Genomic DNA, 13,477 nt, shown 5'->3' on the forward strand with positions numbered 1-13,477 from the left:
TCTAACTTTAATTGAACAACTTTTTTCTTTACTTCTTCGGGATAATGAACTTTCTTACCCATAAGAAAAACACCTCCAAGTGTAAGTAGTATTAGCACTTTGAAGGTGTTCTATTAAGTCTCATTTTATTAGGTCACTCTATTTTATGGCCCTGCGGCTTTTTTACATTTACTGGTGTACCAGGTCATACAGATTATGGTAATTCACTCCACTCTGGGTTTGGTTGGGTCACAGGCGGGATATTCGCCATTTGTGGTTTCTGCAAGTTTGTAAAGGTAGTAGCATTCTTCTCTTGCCATATGATCAGCCATGAGAGGGGAGAATGTGCCGAGTACGACCTCATTCATTTCCATCTCCTCTAATTCTGTTAAAAATGTACGGAAGATTTTCATTTCCAGTTCCACTTCATTGTTAAACCGTTTCAGAGCAGGGAAGGAGTGCTGGTTGGTTCTTAGATATCCTTTCATCTCCACGGCCTTTATGTAGAACTGATCGAAATGTTGCCGGAACGTATCACTTTTATCTTTAAGCCTTTTTTCCACAGCATCCATTTCATCATGGATGGCACCTGCATGCCCTGAAGCATCCATCAACCACAACATATGGTGGTGCAGCTCATGAAATAATGGAGGGACATCCCCTTTTCCTAAGAAACCGAGCACAAGCAAATATTCTTCTACTTCATTGACCATATGATTAAGGAAAGTTGGGCTCAAATGAATCTTTACTTTTCCAAAAAGGGATCGTTCGATCAGGTTGAGTTTAAACTTATGAAACTTCCGTGCTTTTTCTCCTGCTTGCTTTGAAAAACTCACCATGTCCTCGACATTACCTTCGCGCACGTTCTTTAAAAGGTCATCCCATTCTGTAACATAATTCCGCGCTTGATTTAATGTTTCCTCTTCGGAGGCGTACAAAGAATCCCGAATAAAACGGGCATGATCTCCAAGAATCTGCAACCAGAACAGATGCTCAAAATTCGCTTGTTCAGCATAGTCCTTCACGTTCATCACCCTCTTTTTTCTTAGGTCATCCCTTTCATCCTATTCACACTTTGTTTTCTTCATGAAAAGAGTCAGGATCCTATAACCAGAATTTAAGATGGTTTGGTGAAAAATAAAAAAAGGGGCTTCTCAAATGGAAGATCCTCCTATATACTACTGTACTAGTAGTAATAATACAGTTAATACAGATAGAACACACCGATGGAGGTGGCTGGATGTTTGAGTTGGACGTCAGGAGCCGAAAGCCGATTTACGAGCAGCTCGTAGAAAAGCTGAAGCAACTGATTATCAATGACGTTCTGAAGGAAGACGAAAAACTACCTTCTGTGAGGGAGCTTGCCCAACAGTTGACGATCAACCCGAACACGATTCAGAAAGCCTATCGTGAGTTGGAGACGCAAGGGTATATCTACTCGTTGAAAGGGAAGGGGAGCTTCGTGCATCCTTCTGGAAAAGTCGATAACGAAGAGGAGTTGAAAAAAGTGAGAGAAGAGTTGAAGAAGCTGTTTGCGGAAGCGATTTATTTAGGGATGACTTCAGAAGAGATCGCAGCTCTTCTCCGCGAAGTTGAAGGAGGTCAGCAGGATGATTGAAGTGAATACGGTCAGTAAATCTTTCGATCGAACCAAGATTCTCAGAGACGTTTCTTTTCGAGTGAACAAAGGTTCCATCTACGGTCTTCTTGGTTCCAATGGTGCAGGGAAAACAACGTTAATGAGGATTCTTACGGGTATTCTCAAACAGAATAATGGGCAGGTTCATATTTTGGAGAATGACGTCTTTGAGAATGAATCCGTCAAACAAAGGATGGTCTTCATCCCGGACAGTCTTTACTTTCTGCCCCAATACACCACTCGTCATATGGCAGATTATTACCGGTCCATGTATGACAGTTGGAACGAAGAACGATATGAAAAATTAAAGAAAGTCTTTCAACTGGATGAAACAAAGAAGATCAGTCAGTTTTCCAAAGGGATGCAGCGGCAAGTCGCGTTTTGGCTGGCGATGGCATCGATGCCTGATGTACTGATCCTCGATGAACCATTCGACGGTCTCGATGCTGTCATGAGGCAGAAAGTCCGCAGCTTGATCATTCAGGATGTGGCGGAACGGGAGATGACGGTTTTAATATCCTCCCACAACTTGAGGGAAGTCGAAGACATTTGCGATCATGTCGGAATCCTGCATAAAGGGGAAATTCTCCTTGAACGTGATTTGGATGATCTGAAAGCCGATGTCCATAAGATCCAGGTCGCTTTCCGTGATGATTCTTTTCAGCCGGAAACCATGGATCTCGATATTCTTCATAAAGAAAAACGGGGCAGTGTCTGGCTGCTGATTGTCCGGGGAAATGAAACGGACATTTCAGCTGACCTCCAAAAGTACCGGCCTCTTGTTTATGACAGGCTCCCACTTACTCTGGAAGAAATCTTCATTTATGAAATGGGAGGTGTAGGGTATGCGTTCGAAAACATCCTCGTTTAATAAAGAGATCATCAAGCAGGATTTCCGTAATGTTGGATGGATCAGTATCGTTTACTTTTTAGGGTTGTTCTTTATTGTACCGATGCAGTTATTTATGGAATTCGGGAGAGATGAACCTCGTATCACAGATGACCGTGGGTTATTTGGCGGAATCTTTGCTTATGAACTTCAGTCGTTATTTTTAATTGTGATGCCGGCGCTTATGGCGGTGTTTTTATTCCGTTACCTGCATGTCAAAGGAGCTTCAGATTTCGCTCACAGCTTTCCTATGAAGAGAGGGAAACTGTTTCATCACCATGTTCTCTCAGGCATTATTCTATTAATCCTGCCGATTTTACTTAATTATTTGGTTCTCGTTGTTACGGCTGGAGTAACGGATGTCACAGAGTACTATACGATTGGGAATGCGAGTTATTGGTTATGGTTGTTTACCACAATGAGCCTTCTAATTTTCGCAGCGGGCGTTTTTGTTGGGACTTTAACCGGGATGTCCGCTGTGCAAGGAGTTTTGACTTTTATTCTGCTGTTTTTACCTGTGGGGTTATACGTGTTGATCGCTTTTCATTTGACCTCCTATATTAAAGGGTATTCCGGGGACATGGTGTTAGATCGTTCCCTTCAATATTTTTCACCACTGGTAGACTTGTTGGAGTACCGGAGCTATGGTCCGGAAGAGGTCAGTGTCCCTGTTGAAGCTCTTTCCTTATTCATTTATGGAGGCATGGCCGTTCTCTTTTACTTGATTTCCGTATGGCTCTATAAAAAACGTCCTCTGGAAGCGGCGGGCCGTGCGTTAGCGGTACGCGCCCTGAACCCTGTTTTCAAACTCGGGGTCACATTCTGCTTCGCCTTATTCGGAGGCATGTATTTCAGTGTTGCCCAAAATACGTATAGTTGGATGATCACAGGCTATTTCATTGGTGGAACATTTGGCTTTGCCGCAGCTTCCATGCTGCTTGAAAAAACCTGGAGAATATTCAACAAGAAAAACGTAACAGGTTGGCTGGGTTATGGTGTGGCAGCTGGTGTATTGATTGCGGCTATTCCGCTCCTCTGGCAAAATTACGAATCTTATGTCCCTGAGCAGGATGAAGTGGAAAAGGTCTATATCAGTAGTGGATATTGGGAATATCAACAACTTGCTGATCACGATAGGAAAGTTCCTTACATTACTTCTGAAGCGGCTATCCAATCTGCGATAGATCTGCATGAGAAACTAATCGATGTGAGCAACCCTTTAAAGAAAGGGGAAGATTACTTCTTCTTTGTCTATCAAATGAAGGACGGAAGTGAGATCTATCGCCAATATCGTATAGATGGTGAAAAAGTGAGGGATGAGAAGAAAGCTGTTTATGAAACACAAGAATACAAAAGTATTCAATATCCTGTGCTTGCATTGGATGTTTCTGAGATCAATCAATTGTTGATGCACCCTTATTCAGGCCGTAGTGGAAAGGATTTGTACGATCCGGAGAAAATTTCTGCGTTTATGGAAGTGTTAAAACAGGACCTTGAACAACTTTCATATGACGAAATGGTTACACCCAGAGGATTGGATACAGGGGTTACCTTTACCGTGAATGGAACACGTGAGAATCCATATTATGTTCGTCTTTACCCATCCTATGAAAATACGATGGAGTGGTTGAAGGAAGAGGGCATGTACGAACAAGTGATGACCCAGGCCGAAGACGTACAGCGTGCTGAAGTCTACCGCTGGCCTCAAAGTCTAGACGATCGATATAGCAGACCTCGATTTGTGTTTGAACAATTAAGAGGGGATGATGTTGAACCTCTTGAAGTTACAAATCATGCACAAATTGAAACGCTTCTCGAAGGAGAAGCAAATAAAGAAGAGGGAGCTTATCTTATCGCTTTTTATTTCGATAAAAACGATCCTGAACCTTATGAAGTTTTAAGTTTCGATGAAGGAGACGCTCCGGGCTTTATAAAGGAACACTTGGAATAAAGGGAGAGATACAGGAAGATGGACTTTTGTGAGATGTATGAACAGTATTATCATCGTGTTTATTACACAGCTTTAAAAGTGACGAAGAACCCTTGTTCAGCTGAAGATATCCTTCAAGAAACCTTTATAAAAGCCTACGATAAACTCGATGAAGTCCGTGAAGAAGGAAAGGTGGGGGCTTGGCTCTCCACGATCGCCCACCGAAAAGCCATTGACCTTCTGCGCAAAGAGAAGAAGGCGGTCATTATGCCGATCGAGGAGATGCCGATGCCCCAACCTGTCTATGAAAATGCTGTTTCTGATGTTGAACATATATGTGAATGCCGTCATCTGGAAGAAGACATCAAGAAGCGGATCAGCAGGTTATCCCCTAAGCTTCGCGCGGTGTTCCAATTGAGTTACGATAAACAATTGCAGGAAAAGGAAATCGCCCAAACGCTTCAGATCACACAGGCGGCCGTTAAGTCACGTCTTCACCGGGCGAGACTGGCCATGAAAGGGAAGCTTGGCGAAGAGATGGATCATTATTCTACAGCGTAGTATGATAAGCAGAACCCCGAAAACCGGGGTTCTGCTTTTTTTGCCCCGGAATGTTATATTTTTTTGTATGATGAACAAGTAAGAAGGAGGTGGATGGTATGAAGAAGACGTACTTTTGGTATGTGCTTGTTTTACTGTTCGTATTGACGGGATGTACAAGTGGTCAACAGTCATTACCTTTACCTGAGAGGGATGGAGACTTTCATTTTCAGGCCTTTGTGGAGGAAGTTCCGAAAGAAGGAGAGGCGGATCCTGAATATGAACGGATGTATGATCTGGTAGCCAAAATGCAGGCGAATGAAGCAATTGATCTTACACAGGTGGACGTTCAAGTGAAAAAAGAGGCCCCCATCCAAGCACATGGGGAGGAAATTGTTCGTTTCCCGACCTATCTCGTTTTAGATCGAGAAGGAATTGTGTTGAAGACCACGAAATTGGATGAAATAGAAGAGTTTATAGATCATGCTGGCACAAAAGATTAAATAGAAAGGAGGGAGAATGTGACCATTCTATCTTTTCTCGCTATTTTAGGGGTAGGAATCGGAGCAGGTTTCATTAATGTCATTGCGGGTGGGGGATCGCTTTTAACGCTGCCCATGCTCATTTTCTTCGGTCTGCCTTCCGCTGTAGCTAATGGTACGAACCGAATTGCGTTGATGGCACAGAACATTGTCGCTATCGCGTCTTATCGTAAAGACGGCTACTTTGATGCACGGTTCAGTTTTCTACTAGCCGTACCCGCTCTCATCGGCTCAATCGTGGGCGCACAAATTGCTGTGAATATTCCGGATGATCTATTCAATCGTATCCTATCGATTGTGATGGTTATCGTCTTAGTAATCATGATATGGAAACCTCACAAAAACCTGTCCGCAGCAAACGGCGAGAACTCCCGGATGAAGAAGATTGCATTGGTTCTTATCTTTTTCTTTATAGGGATCTATGGAGGATTCATCCAGGCCGGGGTAGGTTTTGTCATTATAGCAGCGCTGACCTTAGTGACGGGGTTATCTTTAGTGAAGATTAATAGCATCAAAGTATTTGTCGTTGCTGTTTATACACTGTCTGCTTTGGTGGTTTTTGTCGTCAATGGTCAAATCCATTGGGGCTATGGAATTACATTGGCCATCGGTACGAGCCTCGGTGCTTTTTTAGGCAGTAAATTTGCGGTCAGACATGGAGACAAATGGATTCAACGGTTCCTGATTCTCGCTGTTATTGCCATGGCGGTCAGGCTCTTCTTCTTTACATAAAAATGCTGGGCTGAATCTTTTCTATAAAATGACAAGGTTGCTAGAGTTTTTTATAGTAAGAGGGATTCCCACTCCAATTAGCGAATAGTTAAGGATCACTGTTAGGGAGTGGGGTAACGTGCTCAGTAAAGTAGGTCAAATTATGTTGTATGTCCATGACCAGGATGAAGCCGTGAAATTTTGGACAGAGAAGTTAGGGTTCGTGGTGGTTTCTGAAGAAAATAACGGGGATGGAATGAGATGGATGGAGGTTGCTCCCAAGGAGGGAGTGGAGACAACCATTGTCCTCCACGATAAAGAAGTAGTTGCAAGGATGTCTCCGGATCTCAACCTTGATCCACCTTCCTTAATGTTTTTCACAAATCATTTTGAGGAGCTGCATCGTGATTTATTAAATAAAAAAGTGACGGTAGGGGAAATAGTTCACATGCCGACGGGCAGGGTGTTCAACTTTGCGGACAATGAAAATCAGTACTTTGCTGTCATGGAGAAGAAGTAATAGAGACTTTCATTGAATAGAGGAATCAAAAAAGACCAGAGAGTTCTCTGGTCTTTTTTGATTATAGAGCAGGCGTTGGTGTTGGTTCTGCATAGCCATTTTCGTAGGTAGAGTCGATCTTTTCGCGAATCTCTTTTATTGATTTACCATCCTGATAATCAATGATGGATTGTGCAGCAATCTCCATGCAAACCCCGCATTTTGTGCCGTGATCATCCCAGATGATACTGCCATCTTCATTGGTTTTGTTGACAAAGCAGTCATAGTTGTCCCGATGTCCTACACTCTCCCCGCATCCGCAGTAGCAAGGGATGTTCTGAAGCAATTCTTTGCTTTGAGCAGCAGCCATATAGATGTCGTGCATTTCCTGTGGTTTTTCATCCATGAATGATGGAAGTGTCGTTACCGAGGCGGTCTCTTCTCTGATGTCGCCGTTCACATGTTCAATATGGGCTTCCTCTTCGGACTCAGAGGAGCACCCGGATAGGGCGGCACCGATCACAAGTATAAGGATAAGGAATAGTGGTTTTTTCATAAAAAAAGCACCCTCTTCGTTTTGATAGTTTCATCATAAAGAGGGTGGCATGAAGTTTCAATGCTTTTCTATAAAGTTCGTTCATCAGTCACATTTATTTTCCGAAAGAAGATAGAAATTTCACGCGGTCCCCCATTGGAGGGACGTTATCATCGACAAGAGCCACCTCTAAGATGGCAGGGCCATCAGCGTTTAGAATCGCTGATAGATTTTCGTCATTGAGGTCTTCCATTGATTCAATGCGTGCATTCGGCACACCGAGGGAAGCGGCCATCTGGGAGATGTTGACTTCTTGCTGTCCAAAGCGCTCATGGGCGCGTTTGTATTGAAGGGTATGTCCGTGATGGACCATACCGAGTCTAGAGTTATTCATTACGATAAATAAAACAGGGATGTCATATTCTTTTGCTGTCAGAAGTTCCATGCCGTGCATGAAGAAACACCCATCCCCCGTAATGCTTACGGTTGGACGTCCCGGGTCTGCCAATTTCGCTCCCAAGGCACTTCCGATTCCGCTTCCCATCGCTCCAAAGTGGACGTTAATATCGAAGGAATCTTCACTTTTCACACCCATGTAGTGGACGACGTAAGCCATGAATTCACCGATGTCGATGGTATAACGAGTATCGGCGGGAAGCTTCTCCTGCAAGGACCATAACACGTTTTGGGAGTTGTACTCTTCGGTTATACCTGGAACTGCTGGATCGATTGCAGGAAGGGGGGCCCGTTTAACACCTAACCCGTTCAAAGCTGTGATCAAAGAAGAAACTGTTACATCAATGTCTCCGTGAAGCGGCTGGTCGACGGGGTATTTTCTATTGAAAACGGTCGCATCATAATCTACTTGAATAAATGTCCGGTTCTTTGTAATATTCGGGTTCCAATTGTTCGTGGCTGTTTCCCCAAGACTTGATCCAAGCACAAGCACGGTTTCTTCTTTTCCATGATTGATCAGGTCGGAAGCCTCTTCATGTCCGGCAAAACCGAAGATTCCTCGCTTCAAAGGGTGATGATCGGGAATGAATCCTTTGGCTTGGGGGCTGGTGACAATCGGCCAGTTTAAGGTCTCCGCCAGCTCAATTACATCATCCACAGCACCGCGGATCCCTTGCCCTACAAATAAGAAGCCACTTTCACTTGATGCAAGCGTTTTGGCTGTTTCCAAGACAATCTCATCTGTCGGAAGCAATGGCGTTCGTTGAGGGAACGTTGGGATGGCTGGTTCCAGAATATCTGTCAATTGAACATCAATCGGCATGGCGATGTGGACCGGGCCGGGGACACCTGTCATAGCGATCTCCACGGCTTTGTGAATCTCGGGAAGCAGGTCTTCTGCACGGTCGACTCTCTGGCTGTATTTTGTAACAGAATGGTAGAGCGGATCGGCATGTAATTCTTGAGAAGCGTTCAGACCGACCGTGTCTACAGGAACGGCTCCTGTCAAAAATAGCACAGGAAGATGTTCACGCATGGCATTCGCTGCCCCTGTCACAAGGTTTGTTCCTCCCGGGCCGCTGCTTCCAATACAAACACCGAGGGAGTTTGAATATTTTGCATAAGCAGCTGCCATGTAAGACGCGGCTCCTTCATGTTTGGTCACGATCGGTGTGATGGAGGGAGTATCATAAAGTTCATCAAAAAAAGCATTCACAGATCCTGCTGGTATTCCGAAAATATAAGATACCTCTCCAGCAACCAAGTAATCTAACACAGCACGAACAGATTTCATAGCTTTATCCCCTTTGTATGAATGATTTCAAAAAATGATCTTCAAATGTTTCCGCTTGCAGCGGATGACTGTAATAAAACCCCTGAATCCAATGACAACCGTGCTCAGCGAGGAAAGCGGCCTGGTCTGCTTTTTCAACGCCTTCTGCGATCACGTTGAGCTGCAGGCTGTCAGCAAGGGTTATGATGGTTTTTGTAATCGCCGCATTGTTCCGATTTGTCGTGACGTCGTTAATAAAGGATTTGTCTATTTTTAAAGTATCGACAGGAAAATCTTTTAAATAGCCAAGAGAAGAATAGCCCGTACCGAAATCATCAATGGAAATCTGGACACCGAGTTCTTTCAGCTGGCTGATTGTTCTTAATGTGTGCTCCGTATTATGGATAATTAAATTCTCCGTTAGTTCAAGTTCAAGGTGTTTAGCTGGGAGACCGGTTTCTTCTAATATCCCAGCCACCGTAAGCACAAGGTTCTGTTGATTGAATTGTTGAGGAGATAAATTAGCGGATACGATCAATTCTGAATATCCATAAGACACCCATTTTTTCATTTGCCGGCACGCTTCTCGGATGACCCATTCTCCAAGGTTTGTAATGAGGCCCGTTTCCTCTGCGAGAGGAATGAAATGGCCGGGGGGGAGGGTGCCACGTTGTGGATGATTCCACCGGATCAGAGATTCCATACCAATGAGCTTTTCTGTACGTACATCGAATTTTGGCTGGTAATACAGCTCAAATTCATCGTTTTTCTGCAAGGCCTTGAACAGGTCATTCTCAAGCTGGATCTGTTCAAGCGTCCGGCTTTCTATTTCTGGTGAGAACAGCTGATATTGATTACCAGCAAGGTCTTTCGCTTTGTACATCGCGACATCCGCATGCTTAATCAGCGTCTCTGCTGTATCCCCGTTTTCTGGGTAAAGACTGATGCCGATACTGGTTTTGATGGAAATCTCATGGTCCCCGATGACAAAAGAATCCTTAAAGGCTTCGAGGATTTTTTTCGCACATTTGACGGCTCCTTCTTCCCGTTCAATCGTCGGCAGGAGAATAATGAACTCATCCCCGCCCTGTCTTGAGACAGTGGCTCCGTTTGGCACGGCTTTTTGGAGGCGTTCTGCCACATTCAAAAGGACCTTGTCTCCAAAACTATGGCCGAAAGTATCATTGATTTTCTTAAAGCGATCCAAGTCGAGGAAGAGAATGGCGATCGGTTTGTCTGTCAGTTCCGCATATTGAAGCGCCTGGTTGAGTCGGTCGTGGAACAACACACGGTTTGGTACATTGGTTACGCTGTCATAATAGGCGTGGTATTTTATTTTTTCTTCCATTTGTTTTCTTGAAGTTACGTCTTTGAAAGTGACGACATAACCGGTGGTGCGATCGTTCTCAAGCTTGGGGGTGATGACATATTCCACGGGAAAAGTATCCCCGGACTTTTTAAAGAAAAAAAGATCTTTATCTGTATGTCCGGTTTTTTGTTCATAATGCTCCAGGAATGTTTTTTGACCATCGAAGATATAGGAATAAGGAGCACCTATGATTTCTTTCTCATCATCATAACCTAACAATTCGGTTGCCGAAGGATTGGCGAAAGTAATCTGCCCATCCAGGTTGATCCCAAAGATTCCCTCCCCCGCAGAATTAAGGATCAAATCTTTCTCGCGACTCATCTGCGTAAGTTCCGATATGGCTTCTTCCAGCTCATCATTCTTTTGGATCAGTTCAGATGTGCGGTCCTGTATAATCATTTCCTGTTTCTCCATATAGAGCAGGTTGAAAAGAACAGGAGCGGTAGTATCCACGATGGATTCAGCCAATTGGCAGGCAGAGTCAGAGTAGACTTGACCGGATTCTTTCAGGTTTACGATGGCAATCGCACCAAGCACTTCCCCGAGTGAAACGAGAGGAATCATATACAATCCTTTGATTCCGAACTTTTCACAGATTTCCTTGTTCGTCCGGTTATCATGAAAAACGTCAGGAACATGAATGGATGTCTTTTTAGCAATCACCTCTTGAAAAACTGGATCTTCTCTATGATTGAATTGAACACTCTGATGGGTTTCCTTCCAGTCTTCTTCTGTCCACTCGCTTTCTTTACTAAGGCTCGCAGGCTTCAGCTTGTGTTCTGCGACAGGGTCAATGAAGTGGGCACCGATATTTGGATTATCCAGAACTTCTCCTAAATAATAGAAGCATTTGTCCAGGGCTTCTTGTAAAGATGAACATAAGGAAAGGTCACGGGTGACATTGAGCAGGAGTTGTTTTTCGCTGATCAATTTCTCTTTACGCGTGAGGTTGTTTGCATTTCTAATAGCCACAGCGGCCATATTGACGTAAGCCTTTACGGATTCGATTTCCGATTCTGTCAAATTCATCGGTGTCCCGTAATCAAACAAAAATACCAGGCCGTAGAGTTCCTTTTCATAAGAAATCGGGGCGACAAGCAGAGAATTGATTTTAAACGCTTGTATAGCCCGTTGATCGGGACGATCATCCTTCGAAGTATCCGGTATGTAAATGGTTTTTCTTGTTTCGATGACCTCTTTAGCGAGGAGATCATACTCCGGATCCACGATGTGCATATCGAGGGTCATTCCATTGATCAAGGCCGGTTTTCCGACATAGCCTTGATAGGTACCATCCTCCCGGGGGAGATAAATGCCGACAGAATCGCACCGCATGATTTCTTCAGATATGGCTGTGACCACGTGTTCTAATACATCGCGTAAATCATGCTCGGTGTTGATGAGCTGGGTGATTTCAGCGAGACGAGAATATCTAGTTTGTTCTTCAGCCATTGAAAAACCTCCATAGTTGTCATATTTTGATAAAGTTCGACTATTATAGTGAACTTCCTGCATCAGTGGAGTAACTTTTATAAAAAAACAAAGAAAAAGACACAAAAGAGGACTTTCGTGCCTTATTTCTTACAATAAATTCAAAACAGCGCCGGCGCCGACACCGATTAAAACGATAGCCCACGCAGGAACTTTGAAGAAGTGTAAAAGAGCGAAAAGGATGGCAGCGAGAGCGAAGTCTGCTCCTTCCATTATGGAACTTTTCAATACTGGGTCATAAAAAGCAGCAAGAAGAATGCCGACAACACTTGCGTTTACTCCTGTAAGAACACCCTGGAAGGCCGGGCGCTTTCTGAGTTCGTTCAAAAATGGCAGAGCCGCCATTAAAAACAGGAAGGAGGGCAGGAAAATACCCGCGGTTGCCACGAGGGCTCCTGCAATACCTTCAATCATTGTCCCGAGATAACTTGAGAACGTGAACAATGGTCCAGGAACCGCTTGTGCCATTCCATAACCAGCAAGGAATTCATTCGCTGTCAGCCATCCGGTTGGTACGACTTCACGTTCAAGCATCGGCAAGACGACATGGCCGCCGCCAAATACGAGGGAACCGACACGGAAGAACGTATCGAAGAGTTGAATCAGCACGCTCTCCGTGTTTCTTGCAAGAATCGGTAAAAAGGCAAGAAGAGCGACCAGTACGCCAAGAGAGGCGACACCGACCTTTTTCGAAAATGTAACAGGGAATGGCTGAATTTTAGATTCCACCATGCTTGAAAACATTTTCCAACCGAATAATCCAGCAGCGAGAATGATCAACAACTGCATCCACGCGGATGGATAGAGGAGTAAGATCAGTGCGGACACTAACGCTATGGCAATCCGCGGACGGTCAGGGGTCAGTTTCTTCCCAAGGCCAATCAAGGCATGCAAAACGACAGCAGCTGCTACGACCTTCAAGCTGTGAATGAAGTTCGCATCGGCGAGGTCGAACGATTGGTATAATAGAGCAAAAAGTACGAGAACAATAATCGATGGTACCGTAAAACCGATCCATGAGATGATGCCGCCGAGCAATCCACCACGGAGCATACCAATCGCGATTCCGACCTGACTGCTTGCAGGGCCGGGAAGGAATTGACATAGGGCGATGATGTCTGCGTATGTTTTATCATCCAACCATTTTTTTCTGTCGATGTACTCATCTTTGAAGTAAGCCAGGTGGGCAACCGGACCACCGAAAGATGTCAAACCAAGCTTTGTTGATGCTTTGAATATTTCCAAAAGAGAACCTTTTGGTTTACTCATTGTCGAGATTCCTCCAATCTTTTCCTAAAATTTCTTCTGCCAGTTCACGGACTTGTTCTCTTCCTTCAGCAAGCACTTGCCTGCCTTTATCCGTAATGACGTAATATTTTCTAATCTTTCCTTCCACTTTTTCTTCGTATTTCTCAAGCAATGCGTCTTTGTGGAGCTGATTCAGGGTAGGGTAGAGGGTTCCCGGGCTGATTTCATAGCCGTGGGAAGCAAGCTCTTCCATAAGAAACGCTCCATAGATGGGTTCAATGCTTGCGTGATAGAGAATATGGATCTTGATGGATCCTAAGAAAAAGTCCCTGAGCATGTTGAACACCCCCTCTATCGAAATCCGATATCAATGTAC

At 44.3% G+C, this 13,477-nt stretch carries 13 protein-coding genes; 7 read left to right on the plus strand and 6 right to left on the minus strand.

Going from position 1 to position 13,477, the window contains the following annotated elements:
- Positions 1-203: 203 nt before the first annotated feature.
- Entirely contained in the window at positions 204-1,004 is an 801-nt protein-coding gene (locus VKA52_RS02080; protein ID WP_326314044.1) for a DUF2935 domain-containing protein, read from the minus strand.
- A gap of 215 nt (positions 1,005-1,219) precedes the next feature.
- On the opposite strand from VKA52_RS02080, the gene VKA52_RS02085 reads away from it, so the two are divergent.
- The 7 genes from VKA52_RS02085 to VKA52_RS02115 all read left to right on the plus strand — a co-directional run bounded on the left by VKA52_RS02085 (position 1,220) and on the right by VKA52_RS02115 (position 6,750).
- Positions 1,220-1,597: a GntR family transcriptional regulator gene (locus tag VKA52_RS02085; RefSeq protein ID WP_160916129.1), complete on the plus strand. Its 378-nt coding sequence runs from the start codon at positions 1,220-1,222 to the stop codon at positions 1,595-1,597.
- Complete coding sequence (locus VKA52_RS02090; RefSeq protein WP_326314001.1) at positions 1,590-2,489, plus strand: ABC transporter ATP-binding protein; 900 nt, start codon at positions 1,590-1,592, stop codon at positions 2,487-2,489. The genes VKA52_RS02085 and VKA52_RS02090 overlap by 8 nt, the downstream gene beginning before the upstream one ends.
- Positions 2,464-4,458, plus strand: coding sequence for a DUF6449 domain-containing protein (locus tag VKA52_RS02095; RefSeq protein WP_326314002.1), 1,995 nt, complete (start codon positions 2,464-2,466; stop codon positions 4,456-4,458). The genes VKA52_RS02090 and VKA52_RS02095 overlap by 26 nt, the downstream gene beginning before the upstream one ends.
- A gap of 33 nt (positions 4,459-4,491) precedes the next feature.
- Complete coding sequence (locus tag VKA52_RS02100; protein WP_326314003.1) at positions 4,492-4,998, plus strand: RNA polymerase sigma factor; 507 nt, start codon at positions 4,492-4,494, stop codon at positions 4,996-4,998.
- A 98-nt stretch (positions 4,999-5,096) separates the two neighbouring features.
- Complete coding sequence (locus VKA52_RS02105) at positions 5,097-5,480, plus strand: hypothetical protein (protein WP_326314004.1); 384 nt, start codon at positions 5,097-5,099, stop codon at positions 5,478-5,480.
- Positions 5,481-5,498: 18 nt separating this feature from the next.
- Positions 5,499-6,251, plus strand: a complete 753-nt coding sequence (locus tag VKA52_RS02110) for a sulfite exporter TauE/SafE family protein (RefSeq protein WP_326314005.1) — start codon at positions 5,499-5,501, stop codon at positions 6,249-6,251.
- Positions 6,252-6,369: 118 nt separating this feature from the next.
- Complete coding sequence (locus VKA52_RS02115) at positions 6,370-6,750, plus strand: VOC family protein (protein ID WP_326314006.1); 381 nt, start codon at positions 6,370-6,372, stop codon at positions 6,748-6,750.
- A gap of 61 nt (positions 6,751-6,811) precedes the next feature.
- Here VKA52_RS02115 and VKA52_RS02120 read toward each other — a convergent pair whose 3' ends face one another.
- The 5 genes from VKA52_RS02120 to VKA52_RS02140 all read right to left on the minus strand — a co-directional run bounded on the left by VKA52_RS02120 (position 6,812) and on the right by VKA52_RS02140 (position 13,438).
- A complete protein-coding gene (locus VKA52_RS02120) occupies positions 6,812-7,285 on the minus strand; it encodes a PCYCGC motif-containing (lipo)protein (protein ID WP_326314007.1) in 474 nt (157 codons plus the stop codon).
- Positions 7,286-7,379: 94 nt separating this feature from the next.
- Positions 7,380-9,014, minus strand: coding sequence for a thiamine pyrophosphate-binding protein (locus VKA52_RS02125; RefSeq protein WP_326314008.1), 1,635 nt, complete (start codon positions 9,012-9,014; stop codon positions 7,380-7,382).
- A 4-nt stretch (positions 9,015-9,018) separates the two neighbouring features.
- Positions 9,019-11,814, minus strand: a complete 2,796-nt coding sequence (locus tag VKA52_RS02130; RefSeq protein ID WP_160916145.1) for an EAL domain-containing protein — start codon at positions 11,812-11,814, stop codon at positions 9,019-9,021.
- Positions 11,815-11,943: 129 nt separating this feature from the next.
- Complete coding sequence (chrA, locus tag VKA52_RS02135; RefSeq protein WP_326314009.1) at positions 11,944-13,122, minus strand: chromate efflux transporter; 1,179 nt, start codon at positions 13,120-13,122, stop codon at positions 11,944-11,946.
- The gene (locus VKA52_RS02140; protein WP_326314010.1) at positions 13,115-13,438 is read right to left on the minus strand and encodes a PadR family transcriptional regulator; all 324 of its coding nucleotides are present in this window, start codon (positions 13,436-13,438) and stop codon (positions 13,115-13,117) included. Before VKA52_RS02140 ends, chrA begins: the two co-directional genes overlap by 8 nt.
- Between the last annotated feature and the right edge of the window lie 39 nt (positions 13,439-13,477).

It is taken from the genome of Halobacillus sp. HZG1, assembly GCF_035818575.1.
In the GTDB taxonomy this organism is placed as follows: domain Bacteria; phylum Bacillota; class Bacilli; order Bacillales; family Halobacillaceae; genus Halobacillus; species Halobacillus litoralis.